Origin of the sequence: uncultured Porphyromonas sp. (assembly GCF_902489635.1) — a bacterium.
In the GTDB taxonomy this organism is placed as follows: Bacteria; Bacteroidota; Bacteroidia; order Bacteroidales; family Porphyromonadaceae; genus Porphyromonas.
Map to the genome: position 1 here is coordinate 1 of NZ_CABUAN010000035.1, position 22,656 is coordinate 22,656.

The 22,656-nt window shown below is 53.3% G+C and carries 14 protein-coding genes; 2 read left to right on the forward strand and 12 right to left on the reverse strand.

Annotated features, from left to right (window positions below; all coding sequences use genetic code 11):
* Positions 1-544: 544 nt before the first annotated feature.
* A complete protein-coding gene (locus RDM37_RS06910) occupies positions 545-1,063 on the reverse strand; it encodes a CD225/dispanin family protein (protein ID WP_299366774.1) in 519 nt (172 codons plus the stop codon).
* A gap of 357 nt (positions 1,064-1,420) precedes the next feature.
* Between RDM37_RS06910 and rsmA the strand changes: the two genes are divergently transcribed.
* Both rsmA and RDM37_RS06920 read left to right on the forward strand, forming a co-directional pair.
* Entirely contained in the window at positions 1,421-2,236 is an 816-nt protein-coding gene (rsmA, locus tag RDM37_RS06915) for a 16S rRNA (adenine(1518)-N(6)/adenine(1519)-N(6))-dimethyltransferase RsmA (RefSeq protein WP_308556185.1), read from the forward strand.
* An 11-nt stretch (positions 2,237-2,247) separates the two neighbouring features.
* Positions 2,248-3,939: an alkaline phosphatase gene (locus tag RDM37_RS06920; protein ID WP_308556187.1), complete on the forward strand. Its 1,692-nt coding sequence runs from the start codon at positions 2,248-2,250 to the stop codon at positions 3,937-3,939.
* On the opposite strand, the gene RDM37_RS06925 is transcribed toward RDM37_RS06920, so the two are convergent.
* The 11 genes from RDM37_RS06925 to pta form a co-directional block, all read right to left on the reverse strand.
* On the reverse strand, positions 3,940-4,860 hold the full coding sequence (locus tag RDM37_RS06925) for a DMT family transporter (RefSeq protein WP_308556189.1): 921 nt from the start codon (positions 4,858-4,860) through the stop codon (positions 3,940-3,942).
* 119 nt (positions 4,861-4,979) lie between these two features.
* Positions 4,980-5,840, reverse strand: a complete 861-nt coding sequence (locus RDM37_RS06930) for an RNA polymerase sigma factor RpoD/SigA (RefSeq protein WP_004331078.1) — start codon at positions 5,838-5,840, stop codon at positions 4,980-4,982.
* 315 nt (positions 5,841-6,155) lie between these two features.
* Positions 6,156-8,510: a transglycosylase domain-containing protein gene (locus RDM37_RS06935; protein WP_308556191.1), complete on the reverse strand. Its 2,355-nt coding sequence runs from the start codon at positions 8,508-8,510 to the stop codon at positions 6,156-6,158.
* Between the two features lie 75 nt (positions 8,511-8,585).
* Positions 8,586-10,625, reverse strand: coding sequence for a fructose-1,6-bisphosphatase (locus RDM37_RS06940; RefSeq protein ID WP_308556193.1), 2,040 nt, complete (start codon positions 10,623-10,625; stop codon positions 8,586-8,588).
* A gap of 651 nt (positions 10,626-11,276) precedes the next feature.
* A complete protein-coding gene (ccsA, locus tag RDM37_RS06945) occupies positions 11,277-13,517 on the reverse strand; it encodes a cytochrome c biogenesis protein CcsA (protein ID WP_308556195.1) in 2,241 nt (746 codons plus the stop codon).
* A 26-nt stretch (positions 13,518-13,543) separates the two neighbouring features.
* Positions 13,544-15,112, reverse strand: a complete 1,569-nt coding sequence (locus tag RDM37_RS06950) for a di-heme oxidoredictase family protein (RefSeq protein ID WP_308556197.1) — start codon at positions 15,110-15,112, stop codon at positions 13,544-13,546.
* A 128-nt stretch (positions 15,113-15,240) separates the two neighbouring features.
* Positions 15,241-16,839 carry a di-heme oxidoredictase family protein gene (locus tag RDM37_RS06955; protein ID WP_308556199.1) on the reverse strand — a complete coding sequence of 533 codons (1,599 nt, stop codon included), beginning with the start codon at positions 16,837-16,839 and terminating at the stop codon, positions 15,241-15,243.
* Between the two features lie 81 nt (positions 16,840-16,920).
* Positions 16,921-18,066, reverse strand: coding sequence for an imelysin family protein (locus RDM37_RS06960; protein ID WP_308556201.1), 1,146 nt, complete (start codon positions 18,064-18,066; stop codon positions 16,921-16,923).
* Between the two features lie 31 nt (positions 18,067-18,097).
* Positions 18,098-19,396, reverse strand: coding sequence for a hypothetical protein (locus tag RDM37_RS06965; protein WP_308556203.1), 1,299 nt, complete (start codon positions 19,394-19,396; stop codon positions 18,098-18,100).
* 710 nt (positions 19,397-20,106) lie between these two features.
* Positions 20,107-21,303, reverse strand: coding sequence for an acetate/propionate family kinase (locus RDM37_RS06970; RefSeq protein WP_298889103.1), 1,197 nt, complete (start codon positions 21,301-21,303; stop codon positions 20,107-20,109).
* Positions 21,304-21,337: 34 nt separating this feature from the next.
* Positions 21,338-22,345 (reverse strand): phosphate acetyltransferase, encoded by a 1,008-nt coding sequence (pta, locus tag RDM37_RS06975; protein WP_004331071.1) that lies wholly within the window; start codon positions 22,343-22,345, stop codon positions 21,338-21,340.
* Positions 22,346-22,656: the final 311 nt, after the last annotated feature.

Here is a 22,656-nt window from a genome sequence, read left to right on the forward strand (position 1 = left end):
GGGAAATTCGTCCGATTCCCTCCTTTCTCGAATATCCACGTGGGGAATCTCAAATCTCCACGTGGATATTTTTTATTTTCCACGTGGGCGTCAAACAATTCCTCCGAAGTTTCATTTGATTCCTCCGAGGAATTTTTTATTTCCTACCTGGGAAATAAAAATTCTCCACGTGGAGATTTTGAAATATCCACGTGGAAATCAGTTTTCCCCGCCACAGCCCCGTATCGATATGTAGTCGGCTCTAAATTATTGTAACGAGCTGGCGTCGGATTTCTCCAGCCAGGCTGAGCATTATAAGCACTCTTTCAAGAGCTACACACAACGACAAGCGAGGAATAGATGAGGTCCTTATATATAATGCGTCCGCCCTGCGTGATATGCCCTTTCAGACTTTTGTCGGACAGGAATAAAAAATATCCACGTGAGAAATTGGGGCGTTTCTCACGTGGATATATGAAAGCGGTTGTTTTGTAGTCAGAATGCTCGACGAGATTGATTAGTCGCTCTCGGTGGCAAGCCACCTGTCGAATAGCTAAGAGGGTGTCTACAAAGCTGCCGAGACTGCCGACGTGGCAGCAATAGCTATGGCTACGAAGATGGCTATGGAAATACCTATGCACACAGCGGCCGCAATGGCAAGCCCCCTAGCCCACTGAAGCGATTTGCGACTTGCGTTCTCAGCTCCTTCGTAGTTGCCTCTATCATAGTGTGTAGAGACCTGTATCGAGTAGATAAGCGGTATGATCCCTAGCGGAAAAAAGAATAAGACGCAGAGGATGCTCCACACCAGGTTGTCGGGTGGCATCACGGGGCGGTTTTGTGGCTGCATGGGGTTGCCATAGCCATACGGGGTGCCGTAAGCCGGAGCTCCTGCGTAGGAATTGGGACCAGGTGCCTGGTACCCAAAGAGGGGACGTAGCTCATCCAGTGATTGAGCCGGACAAGCATTGACTATGCCGTCGACGCGTATCATCGTATCAGGAGTAACTCCTCGGGTGGACAACTCCTCAAGCGTATAGGGTCCTAGTTCTTGTCCATTGTGGACGATGTAGTACAGCTTCATAACTTCTAGTCTGACTTATGAGTGATAGTTGACGCTATGTAAGAGGCTTGGCGCCACGGGGCTGGTCTAGTGCAGTTTAGATGGTCGGTCTTAGCGAAGCGTTTGCTTTCTTTTTGGCTCAATTTATGTTCTTCTTGCGCAAAGGTATGTAATCACTTGGACTTATACAATAGTGCTGGGGGCTACAGATTGAATATCAATAGGAGACTATTGACTTCTGCAACAGTATCAATGACACGCTCGAAAGATGTGTCTCCCTCCACTCTCTAATATCTAATTTCTAACCTCTAATCTCTAGTCTCCCCTCTCCCTTGACGGAAAAGTTGTACTTTTGGCACGACAACGAGCGAAAGAACTATGGATTCTGTACGAGCGAAGAAATATCTAGGGCAGCACTTTCTCACGGACCGTGGCGCAGCACAGCGCATTGCCGACTCGGTCGCGGACTATCTCGGCACGCCGATCCTAGAGGTGGGCCCTGGCATGGGCGTCCTGACGCAGCCACTTCTAGAGGCGGGGCACGACCTACAGGTGATCGACATAGATCACGAGAGTATCGAGTATCTGCACCAGCACTTCCCGCAATTGAGCCAGGAGGGGCGGATCATCGAGGGGGACTTCCTCAAGCTCCCCGCTGAGGAACTGATCCCGGGTCGGGCGGACACGCCTTTTGTGGTGATCGGCAACTATCCGTACAATATCTCTTCGCAGATCTTCTTTCGCATCCTAGAGCTTCGCGAGCGCATCCCTGCTGTGGCGGGTATGCTGCAGCACGAGGTGGCGCAGCGGCTGTGCGCCTCGCCTGGAGGGCGTGACTACGGCATCCTGAGCGTCTTGCTCCAGTGCTGGTACGACTGCGACTACCTCTTTAAGGTGTCTAAGCGTGACTTCAATCCACCCCCCAAGGTAGATGGTGGCGTGATGATCGCACGACGAAATAGTCGCACCGAGCTGCCCTGCGATGAGACTAACTTCAAGCGGGTGGTCAAGACCGCCTTCGGACAGCGTCGGAAGATGCTACGCAATGCCTTGATGTCGCTCTTTGGCAAGGAGTTCCCCTACGCTGATCATGAGATCTTCACGCTTCGTGCGGAGCGTCTCTCGGTAGAGGACTTCATCGGCCTCACCTTAATGTACGAAGCTCTACCAACTGACAACCTAACAACACCTTAAATAGAACCTTTATGAAAAGCATCTTACGTATCTTACTACTGCTCCTCCCCACGCTCTCACTGGTGGGGCAGCAACGAGAGTACCCCCTACCAGAGCGACCTGCGAAGAATGTGATCCTCCTCATCTCAGACGGCACCTCGCTACCGACAGTCTCACTGGCTCGCTGGTACCAGAGGGCACTAGACCCTCAGGCGCAGCACCTATCGCTTGACCCTTATCTCTCGGGGAGTGTCATCACCTACTGCTCGAATGCACCGATTGGGGACTCGGCTCCGACGACCTCGTGCTATATGACTGGCGTCCCCTCGATCGATGGCTTTATCGCGACCTATCCGTACAGCGAGCCACACAATGACTTGGTACCGCTCGACTCTTCGTGGGCTTATCGTCCTGTCGTGACCCTTTTGGAGGCTGCCAAGCAGACGCAAGGCAAGCGTATCGGGGTCGTCTGTACGTGCGAATTTCCCCACGCTACGCCAGCAGACTGCACGGCTCACTCGTCCTCTCGTAAGCTTTACAAGAGCATCGTGCCGCAGATGGTGGACAATGGCGTGGACCTCCTCCTAGGCGGTGGCACCTCGCTGATGACGAGCGAACTAAAGGAGCGTCTGAACCGCCAGGGTATAGCACTTTACCTCGATGATCTCGCAGCTATGCGGGCGCATCGAGGGGGCGGTATGTGGGCACTTTTTGGAGAGATGGATATGCCGTACGACCTGGACAGGCGTTCGCTGGGAGACACGCTGCGCTACCCTTCGCTGGCTGAGATGACAGAGACGGCAATCCGTAATCTGGAGAACCCTAACGGCTTCGTCCTGATGGTCGAGGGCAGCAAGGTAGACTGGGCTGCTCACGCCAACGATCCCGTAGCGATGGCTACGGAGTTTCTAGCTTTTGACAAGGCGGTTGCCGTGGCGCTGGACTATGCGCAGCGGGACGGGAATACGATCGTCCTCGTGACGGCAGACCATGGTAATAGCGGTATGAGCATTGGTCGTGTGGATCGGGGCTATGCGCGTCTGACACTCGATGAACTGATCATGCCGCTGACACGCTTTCGCTATAGCTCGGTAGAGCTAGGTCGCAAGACGAGCCAGACGGCTCTCTCACACTTGGCCGACAGTCTCTACCTATGGACTAGTATACGTCCCTCGGAGGAGGAGCTGGCGGAGATTAATGCTATCGAGGACTATGCCTGCTCGACACTATCGGCTGAGCAACGCAAGGCGAAGTATGCGGAGCTGGGCTGGAGCCAGAAGTATCGTCTGAAGGAGTACTTTGTGGACTGGATGAAGCGTCACCTGCTCATTGGCTTTACAACGCATGGGCATACAGGCGAAGAGGTCTTTTTCGCTAGCTACACGCCACCGCGGTTGATGCCCATCAGAGGTTGTGTGACCAACATTGATCTGCATAACTATATGCGTACGCAGCTGGGTCTGAAGCAGACGATGCTGGAGCTGTCGGACGAGTATTACGCGCCACACGATGCGCTCTTTCCTCAAGCTCAGTGCGAAATAACGGGCGACCAGCCCGAGGAGAAGCGGATCACGATCCACTACAAGGGACACGAGATCGAGCTACGCGCCTACCAGCGCAGAGCGTGGGTTGACGGGGTGGAGCAAGAGCTCCCGACGCCTGTCGTCTACGTCTCCGAGACGAACAAGTTTTACCTCTCTCGCAGCTTGGTGCGCCAGCTTTAGCTATACCTTCTTGAGTCGACGCATCAGTAGCGGCGACACGACTAGTAGCAGGACGGCGAGCAGGACGACGCCGATGCCGACGCCTTGACCTAGGGAGAGCTCCTCGCCTAGGGCTAGTGCCCCGACGATGACGGCTGTGAGTGGTTCCAGCGCGCCCATGATAGCGGTAGGCGTGGAGCCTATTCGCTGTACCGCCCAGACGAGCGTGATATTAGCGCAGACGGTTGGGATGAGTGCTAGCAGGGCGGTATAGATCCATTGCGTCGTATTGTCCAAAACGAGGCTGGCACCTGTAGCTTTGCAAAAGAGCGCAAAGAGTATGGTCGAGAGTCCCATGACGTAGGTGGTTAGCTTGAAGCTACTCATCGGCTCTAGGCGAGAGTGCCGAAGGATCACGATGTAGGTGGCGTAGCAAAAGCCGGAGAAAAGTACCGTAAGCAACGGCCTGAGCGGTATGGAGGTCACGTCTGACTCAAAGAAGCCAGAGATGAGCGACACACCGCCTAAAGCTAAGAGGACAGCCAGCCCTTGCAGTACATTGATCCGCTGACGAAAGACGAGAAACATGAGCAGCACCACAAATGTTGGGTAGCTGAAGTGTAGCACCGTAGCGACTCCGGACGGCATGTGCTGGTACCCCTCGATGAGCAGGAAGGAGGAGAAGAAGTACAAGACAGACAAGGCAAGCAGTATCAAGAAGCTTCGCCACGATACCCGCAGAGACTCTCTACGTATCACGACGATGCTACCGACGATGAGTGCTGCAATGAGAAAGCGGTACATCAGCACCGTCCCCTCCGCCACGCCCTGCGACAGCACGGGTATGCTCAGCAGTGGTATCAGTCCAAAGGTGGCCGATGAGATGAGTCCCATCAGATAGCCTAGCCAGTCGGTCGAGGGGGTAGTTGTCTTGTCTGTCATATAATATGAGATTATTGGGTCGTATAGAAAGGAGCCTCATTGCTCTAGCTACAGTCGTATGCTAGACCAATGAGGCTCTTTATGTAGTTGTGATGCGCCTCTGCTATCGAGCGAGACGACTATCCAAGATATGCCTTTAGGTATTCGCAGCGGTCAGACTGCTTGAGACGACGGATCGCTTTCTCCTTGATCTGACGCACACGCTCACGAGAGAGCTTAGTACGCTCACCGATCTCCTCGAGCGTCATCTCAGGACAACCGATACCGAAGAAGCAGCGTAGCACCTCCGCCTCACGATCTCCCAGCTGATCCAGGATACGATCTATCTCCGCAGAGAGAGACTCGTTGATCAGACTGCTATCGGTCGAGGGCGTGTCCTCATTGACCAGGACGTCTAGCATGTTATTGTCCTCGCCCTCCACAAAGGGAGCGTCGAGCGACTGATGCTTGCCCTGCACCTTGAGTGCCTCACGGATCTTGTCCTCGGGGAGCTCTAGCTCAGCAGCTATCTCCTGCGGACTAGGACGACGACCATTGAGCTGCTCAAACTTGACGATCGCCTTATTCATCTTCTGCTGCAGTCCCACCTGATTGAGCGGCAGACGCACGATGCGTGACTGCTCGGCAAGTGCCTGCAGGATAGACTGACGAATCCACCATACAGCGTAGGAGATGAACTTAAATCCACGTGTCTCGTCAAACTTCTCGGCCGCCTTGATCATCCCAATGTTTCCCTCATTGATCAGGTCAGGAAGGCTCAGACCTTGGTTCTGATATTGCTTTGCCACAGAGACGACAAACCGGAGGTTGGCCTCCACCAGCTTGTTCAATGCACGCCGATTACCACGATGTATCTCTCGCGCCAGCTCCACCTCCTCTTCGGGAGATATGAGGCTCGTCCGCCCGATCTCTTGGAGGTAACGATCCAGCGATGCACTCTCACGATTGGTGATCGACTGATTGATTTTTAATTGTCTCATTGCCATGGCTATACTCGATTTAAAGGGTTAACTCTACAATGCGTTCACGCACTCTAATCATCCACAGAAGAGCGCTGTACGCAAAGGGGTACAAATACTCAGTGTACTCAAACCGATTGCAAAGGTCGTAAAAACAAATGACATAAGCAGCATTTGTAAGACACCTTAACCTTTGAAGGTCTGAGCAATACTCTTTTGAAGCTCCTAGAGAGCGTCAGTTTAAGTCTCTGGAGGCATCAACAGCTCCATCTCTCTGGTCTTTAGAGAGCCAAACGCCTAAAAGTTTATTTCGTCACTCTAAGGTCGACTCCATAATCACTCTAAGATATCCTCCATAACATCGTCGACAGCATCATCGACAGCGTCGTTCAGAGGCTCGTGTAGATCGACCGTTGCCTGCTCGCCACACGGAGAGAAGCCCGCAGGCACGTTAAATGGCGTATTCGCCGAGTAGCCCAGCGAAGGATCTGCATAGACAGCCTTCATAAAGTAGCCAAAGACAGGCAGAGCAGCCGAGGCTCCCTGGCCATACGCCATCGAGCGGAAGTGTATCGAGCGCTCCTCGCCACCGACCCAACAACCGGCCACGATCTCTGGAGAGAAGCCGACGAACCAACCATCGCTGTTGCGCTGTGTCGTACCCGTCTTACCACCCAGAGGCATCGTCAGATTGTGTCGGAAGCGTAGTCGGCCGCCCGTACCGCCATCGACGACAGCGCGCATCATGTCGAGCATCTGCAATGCAGCTCGTGCGGGAAGTACCTCCGTAAGATTGGCCGTAAAGGTCGCCACCACATTGCCGTAGCGATCCTCGATACGAGTCACAGGAATCGGGTCGACACGGATGCCTTGATTGACAAAAGCACTGTAAGCCGCCACCATCTCACTGACCGTCACATCGGGCGTACCGAGAGCCACCGAGACGACAGGATCTATGTCGCCCTTGATACCGAAGGAGTGGAGCAGGCGAACAAAGGTATAGGGCGATGTTCGTCCCATTAGGTAGGCCGTGACCCAGTTAGAGGAGTTTTGCAGTCCCCACTTGATCGAGACCATCTCCCCCACTCGCTTAGCTCCAGTATTGCGCGGCGTCCACGCCTTGCCATTGGCATCATAGAGCGTGATCGGCTGATGCATCACCTGCTCACAGGGCGAGATACCCTGTATCATACTGAGGGAGTAGAGAAAAGGCTTGATCGTCGACCCCACCTGTCGTCGCCCCTGCGAGACCATATCATACTTAAACGTACGAAAGTCCACATCTCCGACATAAGCCAGGATATTACCATTGTGCGGATTCATCGCCATGAAGCCCGTGTGGAGGAAGTGCTTATAGTATAGTACTGAGTCCCGAGGAGTCATCTCCTTATCGACCCAGCCGTTGTAGCTCCAGACACGCATCTTGCGCTTTTGGTCAAAGGTCTTGCGGATCTCCTCTGGCGACATGCCAAGCTTCTTGAGCGATCGCCAGCGATCCGTGTTGTGCAGGGCACGCTCGATAGCATCCTTGCGTTGCTGTGCTGTCAGGTCGCTACTATAAGGAGCCAGCTTAGAGCCTCGCATCTCACGATCGAAGTTAGGCTGTACAAACTCGCTCATGTGCTTCTGCACCGCCTCCTCAGCGTACTGCTGCATACGGCTATCGATCGTACCATAGATCTTGAGTCCATCGGCATAGAGATCGTAGTGCGATCCGTCAGACTTCTTGTTCTTCTGACACCACCCATAGATCGGCTGTGTCTCCCAGAGGAGCGAGTCAATGGCGTACTGCTCTTGATTCCACTGCGAGTAGTCACTTCGCTTAGGTTTTTTGGCAGTCAGTAAGAGACGCACGAACTCTCTATAATAGGGAGCCAAGCCATCGGAATGTGCATTGCTGGTAAAGTTGATATGGATCGGCTCAGCAATGGCAGTCGTGTAGGTCTCCTCGGAGATGTATCCCGCTTTCTTCATCTGTAGGAGTACCGTATTGCGACGATTCAGCGGTGCATCGCTGTCAGCATGCAGGACGGGGTTGTAGAGCGAGGGATTCTTGCACATCCCCACCAGCATCGCCGACTCATTCAGAGTTAGCTCTGAGGGCTTCTTGCCAAAGTAAGTCTGTGCAGCCGAGCGGATACCGATAGCGTTGTAGAGGAAGTCAAACTGATTGAGATACATCGCTATGATCTCCTCCTTGGTGTAGTTGCGCTCGAGCTTGATTGCTATAACCCACTCGATCGGCTTCTGCAGGAGGCGCTGCAGCGTTGATTTAGCATGAGGTGAGTAGAGTTGCTTAGCCAGCTGCTGTGTGATGGTACTACCGCCTCCACTAGCAGTATTGCGCAGCATGCCTCGCTTGACAATAGCACGCCCCACGCCTCGGATGTCGACACCCGAGTGCTTGTAAAAGCGCACATCCTCCGTAGCTACCAGAGCCTGCACCAGAGGCTCTGCCAGCTCGTCATAGCTCACGTAGATGCGATTTGTCGAGCCGTGCGCATAGGATCCCAGCTGCACACCATCGTCCGAGATGAGGACAGAGGCATACTTGTCGATAGGGTTTTGCAACTGCTCCACATCAGGCATATAGCCGATGACGCCGTGCCAAATCAATATGAATATGATTAAGACCAAAGTCCAAAAGGCTCCAAAGAGCCACCACAGCACCTTAATGATCTTTCCTTTCATACGAAAGAGTTTTTCTACTATAATATAAGAGTGAGAAGCCGACCGATGCAGCTCAGAGAGACGACCTCCGAGACATTACTTGGCATGGATTTGGGGGAGAGATTTGCGCTCCTTGATGAGGCCAGCGTTGAAGGCGTGGAGGAGCTTCTCCAGATCGTCCACCTGCTGCTGCAGGTCAGCACCTACGTCCGTATCGGCCACCAGCATACGGTGTGTCGTACGCTCCGAGATGACCGTCACGCTCTTGATATCCTCCATCAGCTCTACCGCACGGCGCATCGTCGTAAAGGGCTCGTGCTGCACCAGCTGCATACCTTGCGAATTATAGATCAATGTGTAGCCTGCGATGCCTGTACTACTCTGATAAGCTCGGCTAAAGCCCCCATCGATGATCATCAGCTTGCCACCAGCAGCGATAGGTTTCTCGCCCTTGGCGACCTTGACCGGCACGTGTCCATTGATGACGTGACAGTCTTCGCCTTCTAGACCAAACTCACGGAGGATCATCTCGATGGTCTCTAGATCTTGGCGATACTTAAAGTAGTAGCCCTTAGTCTCCGTATGTGTCTTCTTGTCAGCAACGAAGTAACGCTCGAAGGTGGTCATCGCAGACTTGTCAAAGAGTGGCGAGTCGGGACCGCACCAGAGGTAGAAGATATAGTCCACGGCAGCCTCATGCTTCGGGTGAGCATGCCTAGAGGGATGCGCCAGGCGCACCACACGATCTATCTCGTCAAGTAGCGCACGACCGCGTAGGGGCTGCGAGTCTAGTACACGCACCGCCTTGAGCTGTCCAGAAGCGTCTAGTGGCATCGAGGCGTGGTAGAGCAGGTTGCCGTTGCACACGAGGTACATACTACCGAGTCGATAGAAAGCGTCTATATGCGTATGGAGCCGCTCACTCGTGGCGAAGGAGCGACGCAAGCGGTCCATCACCTCCTCCTCTTGGGGCGTGAGACGATATGGATCCTTCGGATCGATCGTGGGGAAGTTCATGTCGAGCATTTCATGCACGCCATAGTCCTCATTGGGATTGGTATGCGAGAGATCGACCGTACCAGCCTCAAAATCTATCTTGTGGAGTAGGTCACGCTCCTGCATCTGCCACTCAGGGTGGCGAGCGATCAACTGATGCTCCAGCTTGAACTGGATAATGCTGATCGCCTTGTGCATCTGGCTAATCAGGTAAATGCCCTTCTCATCGTACGAAGCGTCTGAGTCGCCCAACTTAGGCTTGAAGTAAGTGCACGGATCGTCCGCATAGACCTCACTGGCTAAGCGGGAGAGTGGCATCAAGTTAATCCCGTATCCATCCTCGATGGTGTCTAGATTGGCGTAGCGCAGAGCGATACGTATGACGCAAGCGATGCACGCATCATTGCCAGCAGCAGCACCCATCCAGAGCATATCGTGATTGCCCCACTGTATGTCCACGTTGTGGTAGTCTAGTAGTGTGTCCATGATGTACTGAGCACCAGGGCCACGATCGTAGATGTCGCCCACGATGTGGAGGCGGTCTATGACGAGGCGCTTGATCGTCGCTGAGATCGCGCAGATGAAGTCCTCCGCCTTGCCCGTGGAGATGATTGTAGAGATGATGCTAGAGATGTAAGCCGACTTGTTGGGGTTGACCCCGTCCTCGTGTAGTAGCTCCTGGATAATGTAGCTATACTGAAGTGGTAGCGCCTTGCGCACCTTCGAGCGGGTGTACTTCTCCCCCACCTTACGGCACACCTTGACGAGGCGGTTAAGTGTCACCTTGTACCACTCCTCGTCTATTTCGCCAGTTTCATGGAGCTGCTCCAGCTTAGCCTGCGGATAGTATATCAGCGTAGCTAGCTCACGCATCTGCTGCTCCATCATCTGCCCTGCAAAGACTTCGCGTATCTTACGCATCACGCTGCCGGAGGCATTCTTCAGCACATGGTCGAAGGCCTCATGCTCACCATGCACATCTGCGAGAAAGTGCTCCGTACCCTTCGGAAGGCTTAGGATCGCCTGCAGATTGATGATCTCTGTAGAGACCTCGGCCGAGTTGCGGAATTGGTTAGAGAGGAGCTGAAGGTACCTCAAGTCATCCTTTGCAGCCTGTATGTCAGTCTTGTCTTGCATCATGTCTATCTATTACTAGGGATATAACACGCCTCAAAGTTACTAAATAAAAGAAGACCACGAGCCAAGTCGTGAGGCTCTAGCACCCGTATGGGCTAACTCCTATGGCTAATTCCTGTTTTGAGGTGCTGGTGGTAGTCTAGACTGGAACTGTCTAGTGAAATGAGCCCCGCCCGAAAGCGCGATTATGATGCGTCACTCCTATCTGGGCAAATTCGACGCCCACTCGTTACAATAATTTAGAACTAGCTATACTTCGATACAGGGCTATGTCGGGGCAAACTGATTTCCACGTGGATATTTCGAAATCTCCACGTGGAGAATAAAAAATTCTTCGGAGGAATCAAATGAAACTTCGGAGGAATGAAATGAAACTTCGGAAGAAATGAATCACGCCCACGTGGAAAATAAAAAATATCCACGTGGAGATTTGAGATTCCCCACGTGGATATTCGAGAAAGGAGGTGATCGGACAAATTTCCCCGTAAAAATATGTAATTAGAGATTAGAGGGCGGGGGTGCCTCCCCACGAAGTTTTTCCCTACATTTGAGACTGTTGCGTAAAGGACAATGGGCACATGGGGGAAAAAAATCTCCACGGAGGAATTAGTTTTTCCTCCGTGGAGTGGATTTAACGCTTCGTAAGAGGGAGCATCATGCGTAGCTGTGCATCCCGCCGAGGAAGAAGTTAACCCCGAAGTAGGTGACCAGCACCGACACGAAAGCGATCAAGAGATAGACATGCAGGAACCTCTGCGAGCGGAAGCAGCGCAGCGACTCGCAGTGTAGTGGCAGGGCGTAGATGATGAGCGTGATGAGTGCCCACACCTCTTTGGGGTCCCAGCTCCAGTAGCGTCCCCACGAGACATTGGCCCAGACGGCTCCGATGAAGATACCGATAGCCAGCAGCGCGACCGCTGGATAGAGGAGCAGCCTACTGAGTGCCTCTAGGTGCGTCCCGACGGTGGAGCGTCGCGACAGGATCAGCGCCATGCAACTATTGAGCATCATAAAGGCCAAGAGACTATACGCTATCATGATGACCAGCACATGGATGCTCAGTAGCGGCGAGTGAAGCACTGGCATCAGCGGGGTGATCTGCGGATTGCTGCCCCCGAAGGAGGCAACCAAGAGCGACAGACCACCCATGAGCAGACCAAAGGGGATCAGTACTCGATGCTTGCGTCCGGCAAGTATGGTCAGTAGCAGTACAATCCAGGCTAAGGCTTGCATCGTCTCAAAGCCATTACTCAGCGGTACATATCCCGAGACGATCCAGCGCAGGATCACCATCAGGGTTAGGTAGAGCATACTGCCGTAGATGATGATCCAGATGCCCCACTTGACAAATGGCGGATCCACGAGTCGCCCCACGGAGAGCTGATAGGCCGTCCAGATGAAGAGCAAGATACCGACGGTGGCGAGGATCTTGGCGAGGAGTCCGATAAAAGGCGAGAGCTGGTTGTAGTAGATCTCGGAGCGAAAGCGCACAGCCGAGGGACAGCTCTCACCGCCCTCCTTGAGCTGGTACTGACGGAGCTTGACGAGGAAGTTTTGCGCCTCATCCCACTGCTGCATGATGACCAGTTCGCTGAGGTAGTTAAAGCTCTTGCGTACAAAGGTCCACTGATCTAGCGGCATCTCTGCGGGTAGGTCGGTAGAGGCAGGATGGTACCACGCGATACTTCCATGGCTCTGTACGGGGAAGATCGCAAGCGACTCCCCTAGCCCTAAGCTCTGTATCACCTGACACTTCTCGTGTGCCTCAAAGAGAGCCTTGCGTCCGGGCTGGTCGGGGTGCTGTATGTAGTTGTCCAGCAGAGCCTCCAGGCGATAGTTGCCTTGTAGGTCAAAGAACTGTAAGTAGCTCACCCGCTGACCCTCATAGCACTCGAGCAGCTTGCGTATGCTCCGATCTTTGATCCGTATCATCGGCTCATTGACCCAACTATCGTAGTAAAAGATCCAACCCGCCAAGACCTGCTCGGCAGAATAGCCTCGGTAGCTACTGCGTCCATAGAGCTTCTCGGTAAACTCCTGCGCGTAGGTCTCTAGGGGACAGACTCGATTGTTGTACAGGATATGCAACTCGCCCAAGCTTTTCGCCACACTAGCGGGGATCGTCTTGGGGAGTGGCGTCACAGGAGTTTTTGCCTCTGCCGAGAGCGTACCACCAGCAAGGAGTATCAGGAGCATCGCCACGGGAGAGACTAGAGCCTGCTTGAGGAGCTGTCTCACCTTACGACGGCGTGCGTACATGCCCCCTACGAGGCTGATCGCTAGGAGCGCATAGCCTAGGTAAGAGATCGATATACCCCACGGATCGTAAGCGATGGAGAGTATCGAGGAGGTCGTCTCTGGGTCGTAGCCTGACTGGTAGAAGCGATAGAATCGGTAGCGGAAGATGCGATTCATCGAGACAGCACCACGGAGGCTCTGCGACCGCTCCCCGTCCTGAATGAGGAGATTGCTCTGGTAGTCTAGCGGGAATTGGGTCCCTGTGTAGTAAGTCAGATCAAAGCGCTCCAAAGCGACCTCAAAGGGGAGGGTCAGTGTCTCTCCCTGTTCACTCTGATAGCGATCCGTAGGGCTGGCACCCTCTTGGAGCTTGATTCGTCCATGTATAGCAGTCCAGCTAGTCACGCCAGCACCCAGCAAGATGACCAGCAGTGAGACGTGGATCATCCAGATCCAGAAGCGTCTGTAGAGCTTAGCCCGTAAGATATAGAGTAGTCCAGCACAGGAGAGCAGCACCCACAAGATGGTAAAGAGCGGGGAGCCATACCAATGCTCCTGCACGAAGGGCGTACCGTAAAGCTTTTCAACCACAGTGGCTGTCGCGAGGACAGCCACCGTGATAAGTAGTAGTATGAAGGGGAGCTTGCGCCACACCATATTTATATTGTATCTAGTGTGTGAAGCTATACAGCGTTGATAAACTTGACAACCGCCTCACGATCCTTGCGATTGAGCTTGCGAAACTTCTCTACCGTAAAGCGAGCATCACTATCCTTAGCACCGTGCCACATGATCGCCTCGATGACATTGCGTGCACGGCAGTCGTGCAGACGATCCTGGTGACCCGAAGCCTTCTGGCTCAGACCACGTCCCCAGAGCGGAGTGGTACGGCACCAACCTGTGCGGATATCGTTTTGCATGTGGAGCCGGTGCTGGATTAGGTCGGTGTAAGGCCAGATCTTTTGCTTGGGATAGCGAGGCATAGCCTTCTTGCCACCCTCGGTCAGGCCATACACATCCACGACCACATCATCGCCCGTAGTCCAAGAGGGACGGTGGCAAGTAGCGCAACCTATCTCGGTGAAGAGCTGCTTACCACGCTGCACATCGGGTGCGTCTATATCTCTCGCAGCTGGCACCGCAAGACCACGTATCCACACCATCAGATCGTAGCAAGCCTGTGCGTCCATCTCGACGGGCAGGTCTGTAGCTGTAAAGAAGTCGTAGATATCCTGCTCCACATTGCCAGTCTTCTTGCGCTCTGGGAAGTATTTGTAGAACTGTGCCTGCACCTCGGGGTCTTTGCTAGCCGTCCGTGCGTAAGCCTCTGGTACGTAAAACTTACGAAACATCGGCGTGATGATGTTGCACACCTCCCATAGACTCACATTGGCAGAGAGCTTGGTGAAGTCACACGCGTAGTCAAAGCGCATAGGGTGCCCTGCAGCGTCTACCCCCGTGGGGGCGAAGTCGTTACCAGCCCAGATGGCGGGATTGAGCGGTGTGTGCGGAGCCTCCTTGATATACTGCTGACGTATATCCTCATCACTGATTGCATCAAGTAGACACGTGCCGTAGATGCCGATGGTAGACTCAAGCGTGACGACCGCCTGATCTATTGGATAGGGCTTGCCATTCACCTCTAGCGGTGAGTAGAGAGCCTCTGCGGGCAGATGCACCTCAGGATAGATGAGGTCGTAGGTCTCGCCATCGTCAAACTTATTGCCCCACTCGTCCGTGTAGGGGAGCCAGTCGATGGTCATCTTGTCAGCATCGATCATAGGTTTGAAGGGAGGCAGTGCGACAGTCATAGGCACTAAGCCGAGCGAGGTAGCCATATTCCCCTCTTTGTCAGTCACGATGATGAGACAACCATTGCCCATCTCCTCGCTATTGTAGCGTGTGATGCGCTTACCATGACCATAGCCAGGGTGACAAGCCTCACACGATGTGCGATTATACAGCGGTCCCAACCCCGTAAAGGTGAGACCTGGTACATCACCAGCAGCGTGCGCCGTCTCAAAGCGACGCTCGCCCTGCTTGAAGTTGGCATCTAGTCCAGCCTGTGCGATAGCCTCCGTGGGCTGCTCGAAGCAGGAGGAGGTGTTGTTGAAAGTAGTGCCTAGCTTACCGCCGCTGTAGTACTCCTCGCTGAGCGTCTGAGGCGTGTCGCTACCACACTCCCGCTGACAAGCTGGTAAGCTAGCAAGGATGAGTGCCAGCAGAGCTAGCTGTGTAGTTAAGTGCTTCATAAGAACAAAGTGTTTGGGTGTATGTATCTCCCCTCCCCTGATAACTAACCTTTTATCATAATCTATTGCTTTGGCAAATGCTTGCTCAGGAGAGGGGTAGAAGTTAGTTAGAGGTTAGACTTTAGAGATTAGATAGACTCAATGAAGGTGACGACAGCTTTTCGCTCCTCCTTGCTGAGCTTGCGAAACTTCTCAACAGCCGCTCTTGCATCACTAGTTTTAGCACCGTGCCACATGATCGCCTCGATCACGGTACGTGCACGGCAGTCGTGTAGACGATCGCCAGCTCCAGTAGCCTTCATGCTCAGGCCACGCCCCCACAGTGGAGTGGTACGACACCAACCTGTGCGGATATTGTTCTTCATCTGTAGCTGGTGCTGGATCATATCGGTGTAGGGCCAGATCTTCTGATGAGGGTAGCGTGGCAGGAGGCTAGCACGAGCACCTACGAAGAAGTTGTTCGGATCACGAATTTGATCCTCGCCCGTAGTCCAGGTAGGACGGTGGCAGGTAGCGCAGCCCATCTCCTCAAAGAGCTTCTTACCCTGTTGGAACTCTTTGCTATCAGCATCTCGTGCCGATGGGACGGCTAGTCCGCGGTGCCACACCATGAAGTCGATATACTCCTCGTCGGTCATATCAGCGGGGAGCTCACTAGAGGTTAGGTAGTCGTAGATGTCCTTCTTGACATCACCGCTCTTCCTCCACTCCGGATAGTAGGTGTAAAACTTAGCCTGAACCTCGGGATCTTCGGAAGCTACCTTAGCATAGGTAGGGGTCATATAGTGGTAGCGACGATCGCTACGAGTTACGTTGGTGATGTTCCAGATAGCATTAGCTCCAGGGCCATCCTGTATGCTACCACGTGTCAAGCCATAGGTGTAGCGAGGAAGGTACTTAGTGCCATCGCCCTGCTTTTTATTGACGTAGTACCTAACGAAGTCGCCATTCTTCCACACGGTGGGGTTGAGGTTGGCACCATGCTTCTCCTCCGTCTGATACTGCGCACGGAGGTCCTCGTCACTGATAGCGTCGAGCAGCCCCGTACCGTAGATACCGATGGTACTCTCGAGGCGGACGCGTAGATCGGAGTATGGGATATCCTTGCCCTTGGCCTGCAGAGGGACGTAGAAGGCATCCTCCGGTATGGTCACCTCTGGGTAAATAAGGTCGTAAGTCTCGCCATCGTCAAACTTATTGCCCCACTCATCTGTGTAGGGGAGCCAGTCTATCCTAATCTTACGCTCATCAAGTGGTGCCTTAAAGGGTGGCGCAGCTTGCGTCTGAGGCATACCTGTGAGGGAGGATAGGTAGTTATCGTTTTGGTCCGTGAGGACGAGTAGATAGCCGTTACCTATGATGTTCGAGTTGTACTCGGTCTGTCTAGCACCATGACCGTAGCCAGGGTGGCAAGCGATACAGCTAGCACGTAGCCATAGGGGTCCTAAGCCACGCAGCGGGAAGTTTGGATCGGTAGAGGTGTCAAAGGGATTCTCGAAGAGGCGCTCTCCCCTCTTAAACCTAGCGACCAAACCAGCCTCCTCGACTGCAGGGGTAAACTGCTCGTAACAGGTGGCCGTGTTATTGAACGCGGTGCCTAGCTTTCCCCCGCTATAGTACTGCTCTTCGTATGGATTCGTTTCGCTTGGATCTGGACAGTCTGAGCTACATGCGCTCAGAAGAGCCAGACAGCCTATCAGGCTACATATGCTTAATACCTTGTTCATAACAACTTCCTCTAAAAAACTATCATACATCTGCAGGGTTCCTCTAGGGATCCTGCAGATGGTATGACGGTTGGTTATTGATTACTTCTGTACAGCCTCAATAGCTGCATCGATCTTCTCAAGGAGCGCATTGCACGCCTCAATGGCGGGCTTAGTAGCCTCCTTCGTTAGGTTATTGCGGAAGGGCGCTGGCATAGCAGCTACTGTCTTGATCGCATTGTCTATGGCAGAGCGGATTTCCTTGTCTAGTTCGGGATGCTGCTTAGCCATGTAGGTAGCGAGAGAGTGATTGTGGACAGTGCCGTCGAGAGAGCCGTAGTAAGCATTGCGGACGCTACGGAGGTTGTCAGTGAAGTCCTCAATAGAGTTCCAGCTGTACCAAGACTCCACGTCTAGGACATTGCCCGAGTTGACCGGGTCGGTAATCTTTGTGTTGCCCACCTCGTCAGAGATGTCACTTGCACCTTGTAGGATCTGTACGAGAGCATCCTTCTGGCTCTTGTAGGCGCTGTTACCCTGCTCCCCAGCAGCGATCATGAGCTGACCGTAGTCCATTGTGGGGAGGAGCTCGGCATCCTCAAGTGTCTTCTTCTTGTCAGCCGTCACCTTGTCAATGCCAGCCCAGCTAGCCTCTAGGCGGATTGCCTGACGAGCTAGGTCCTCAGCGACAGCTGCATTGTAGATGCGCTCAGGCTCTGTGATCTCAGCGACCTTGCGAGGCAGTCCATCTCTAAAGATCATGTACTCCACAGCGTGGAAGCCTAGTAGACCGTAGCCTAGAGAAGCGAAGCCCTTGGCATCTGGACCCTCCTCCTTGAGTTCATTAAGGAGGTCTTTGTTCTGAAGAATGTTGTCTAGCTGATTCTTCTGCAGAGGCCAAGAGTCGATGTGCGGGTCGATGTTGTAGTCACCGGCAGCTCCATAGAGAAAAGCCTCGCTAAGCTCCCAGTAAGCTCTCGCCTCAACCCACTTCTTGCAAGCCTTGCTGACCAGTTCTTGAGAGGGGTTTTTCATCAGCTCCTCGCAAAGCCCAGACAGCTCGATAGCATTGTCTGCTAGAGACTTGTAGGTGGGGACTACGACACCCTCGACGAACTGCTTGACGAGTGCCGTCTGCTCGGGGTCTAGCTGCTTTGCCTTGGGCTCGTCGCTCTCTTGACAAGAGACGAGGAGGATGCCCACGACTGAGAGAAGGAGCATCTTAAAGATGTAGGTATACTTATTCATAGTCGATTGTATTGTGTTGAGTTAAAAGAATCTAGAAGTGAAACATGCCAAAGTAGGCGATACCGAGGCTGATCGTCGGCTCATCGTTGAACTGCTTGTGCAGCATACGATAGCTATACTCAGCCTTGACGACGATCTCAGGGATCGGGTAGTAGTTGAGTCCGACGGTAAACTTCTGTCGCTCCCACTCCGGCTCGTCGGTCATACTGGGTACTACTTGAAACATGGAGTCGTAGTAGTCATACCGCCCGAAGAGGTAGAGACGCTGCTTGAGCTGACGTAGCTTGGCCGAGGCTGAGAAAAGGTCATATCCACCCTCCAGGCCTGCAGCTAAAGCCGCCTTGGCGACACTATTCTTGGGTGAGGGTGAGTCCTTGCGGGTCGTGCGATTAGCCTTCGTGATCTCCATCGAGTCGCCTAGATGTCCGTAGTCCACGTTGCCTCGCAAGATAAGATGTGGATTAGCATACTGGAAGTCAAAAGCTCCGATACAGACGAGACCCTTGATATGGTCATACTTATTTGTCGCATTGAGCGTGTTGCGACCGCTCGTCCCGACGTAGCCGCTCAGGCTGAGGCGCAGGTTGCGTACCGAGTAGTTGTCCACGCGCATGGCGCAGGCGTAGTTCGTCGCCATCTTAAACTCGTAGGGACTACCCGCCCCGCCATGGATCCAGTCCTTATTGTTAAAGCGGTCAGCATCTAGCCCGGCGATACCCATCACCTCATACCGCCAGTTAGGTAGTTTACCCCACAGGCCTATACCCGTCTCATGCCAGGTGCAGGGCAGGATCGTGTTCTCCCCCTCGGGGCGGTAGACCGTAAAGAACTCTGTCGGCATGTGAGATGCGTTGGTTGCTCCGACTGGTACGACCATATGTCCTATGCGCAGGTTGAGTGCTGGTGAGAAGCTCTTCTGTAGCCAAAACTGCTCGAGAGCCACCTCGCCACCACGCTCTATCTCAGACTCGTACTCGCCAGTCTCCTCCTCTTCGATCTCGACAGCACTCTCCGTGCCACCATGCTCAAACTCGATCTCAGAGCCTAGAGACCAACCATGACCAAAATCATAACCAACAAAGAAAACAACGTGTGGCAAGTCTACCTGACCGAAGCTACGAGCATCTTTGTAGAGCTCCGCATCGGTGTAGCGCTTGAAGTTATTACTGTAAAACATCCTCGATGCGACAGCCTCTCCATACCCACCGATGGTGAGCCGACGAGGAGCTGGTGCGGAGGTCTGCGACAAAGTGTCCACAGTCTGCGCCTCTGATAGCTGTACGGTGCAAAGTACGAGACCACAGAGGAGATACGATATGAATCGTTTCATATATTATTATAGCGTGTTTGACATCCGAGTGAATCAAACGCAGGGGGAGCCTCATCAGCCACCCTTACATTGTTTAGCGTACCTCAAGATGGGTATAGCGGAGGGTAAATCGAAGAGAATCAGGGGAACGAATCCTCTACTACGCGACATCTTGTGGAGCCTGCCGACGATCCGACAGATTTCTACCACAAAGGTACGGCAGGGGCTTACAATGACTCACGGCAAGAGATAGCATATTGTAGGTATATCGGCAGTAAGTAACAACCGTTCAATACTATCTGTTAGGTAATTCGCTGAGATGATTGAGCGATGACAAGCCCCGTTTTCTCTAGATCTGCCCTCATCCAAAGGCGCCTGCTACCGACTTATACTTAGCTGTAGGAGTAGCTAGACGTTCCTCTCGTGGAAAGAAACCTTTCCTAGGGAGGAAAACAAAGTTTCCAACGCTGGAAAGGAATAGTTCCTCCCTTGGAACTAAAGAGTTCCTCCCTTGAAACTAAAAAGTTCCAAGAGGGGAACCATTTTTGGAACTCATATATACTAGAAAGCCAGCACGATACAAAGAGATCTGACGAGGCACACAGACTCGCGCCTCGACACGCTCACAAGATAGGACAGCATACCTATATATAATGAGGTAGGGGCGAACATCTGTGGATGTCCGCCCCTACGGCTATTTTGTCATCTTGTGACGAGCTGCGTGGCTCGCTTTACTTGACGAGATCCATCGTGTCACGTGCTATCATCAGCTCCTCGTCGGTGGGGACGCAGATGACGGTCACACGGCTAGAGGGCTTAGAGAGTACCTTCTCTTCGCCACGGCTAGAGCGATTGACTGCTGAGTCAAACTCGACGCCCATGAACTCTAGTCCAGAGACTACTGACTCACGAGTCGTCTGGTCGTTCTCACCGACACCGCCCGTGAAGACGATGACATCGACACCGCCCATAGCAGCTGCGTAGGCTCCGATGTACTTCTTGATACGGTAGCGATACATCTCGAGCGCAAGCTTAGCGCGCTCGTTGCCAGCCTCGGATGCCTGCTCTACGTCACGCATATCGGAGGAGACACCGCTGATGCCGAGTACACCGCTCTTCTTATTGACCATCGTCGAGAAGTCGCTCGGGGTCATCTTCTCATGCTCCATGATAAAGGGTACGATACCTGGGTCGATGCTTCCGCAGCGAGTGCCCATCATCAGACCATCCGTAGGGGTCAAGCCCATAGAGGTGTCGAGGACCTTACCATTGCATACGGCTGCGATCGAAGCACCATTGCCGATATGGCAGGTGATGATGCGTGTCTTGTCAAAGTCCTTGCCAAGAATCTCGCAAGCACGATGGCTGATGTAGCGGTGGCTCGTGCCGTGGAAGCCGTAACGACGTACCCCGTACTTCTCATAGTACTCGTAGGGTAGCGCATACATATAGGTATATGCGGGCATCGTCTGGTGGAAGGCCGTATCAAAGACAGCTACCTGCTGCACCTTCGGGAGGAGCTTCGTGATAGCGTCGATACCCTTCAGTGAGGGTGGGTTGTGCAGTGGAGCGAGGTCAGAGACACGCTTTACCTGCTCGATCACCTCGTCATTGATGAGGACGCTCTTATTGATCGCCTCACCACCATGTACGAGACGGTGACCCACAGCCTCAATCTGGTCGACACTGTCCAGGACAGCGTACTCAGACTTCGTCAGGATCTCGAGGATAAACTCGACAGCCACCGTGTGCTCGGGTAGCGGACGGTCTATCTGCACCTTCTTGCCGTCGGTCGTCTTAAACTTGATGAAAGAGTCGGGCAGGCCGAGCTTCTCAATACCGCCTGAAGCGAGGATACGAGCCTCAGGCATATCATATAGTGAATACTTGACAGACGAGCTGCCACAGTTAAGGACTAGTACGATCATAATGTATCTTTAGTAAAGGGAAGGGGGTGATGAATTACTTCTTAGCTGCGATAGCCTGGTTGCAAGTGATCGTGATCACGTTGTAGACATCGTCTACAGAGCAGCCACGGCTGAGGTCATTGACTGGAGCAGCCATACCCTGTAGGATAGGACCGACAGCGGTAGCACGACCGAGACGCTCGACGAGCTTGTAAGCGACGTTGCCCACCTCTAGGTTCGGGAAGACGAGGACGTTAGCCTTACCAGCTACGGGGCTCTCAGGAGCCTTGAGCTCAGCGATCTTGCTCACGATAGCTGCGTCAGCCTGTAGCTCACCATCGATGAGTAGGTCAGGAGCCATCTCCTTAGCGATCTTGTAAGCCTCGGTAACCTTGTCAATCATCTCGCTCTTGGCAGAGCCCTTTGTAGAGTAGCTCAGGAGGGCAATGCGTGGCTCCATGTCGCCGATGCTACGAGCCGTGTCAGCAGAAGCGATAGCGATCTGTGCGAGCTCGTTGCTGTCAGGATTGGGCGTGACGGCGCAGTCTGCAAAGATGAAGAAGCCGTTCTCGCCATACTCCTTGAGCGGAGAGAAGATGAGGAATGCGCCACTGACCACCTTGAGTCCTGGGCGTGTCTTGATGAGCTGGAGTGCGGGGCGGAGCACGTTGCCCGTCGTGTTGTGTGCACCAGCTACCTCACCGTCAGCATCGCCAGACTTGATCATTAGGCAGGCAAGGTAAAGCGGATTGACCACTAGCTCGTCAGCCTGCTCTCGGGTCATGCCCTTAGCTTTGCGTAGCTCCATCAGGAGGTCACGATAAGCCTCACGGCGAGCGTGGTTTTGTGGATCGATGATCTCAGCCTGATCGATATGCTTAAGCCCTAGCTCAGCAGCCTTAGCCTGGATCTCGGCGGGGTTGCCTAGGAGGATGATGTGAGCGATGCCGTCAGCGATGATGCGATCAGCAGCTTGGAGGGTGCGAGGCTCGAGACCCTCGGGGAGTACAATGCGCTGCTTGTTAGCCTTAGCGCGCTGTACGTTCTTTTGAAGTAGTTCCATAGAGGTGTATGATAAGTTTATATTGATGTGCAGTCTTTAGCGCCACAAAGTTACAAAATAAAGAGCAGAGCCTCCACGAAACCCTCTAATTTCTAACCTCTGACCTCTAATCTCTAATAACATATCTTTACAGGGAAATTCGTCCGATTCCCTCCTTTCTCGAATATCCACGTGGAAAATCTCAAATCTCCACGTGGATATTTTTTATTTTCCACGTGGGCGTCAAACAATTCCTCCGAAGTTTCATTTGATTCCTCCGAAGAATTTTTTATTTCCTACCTGGGAAATAAAAAATATCCACGTGGAGATTT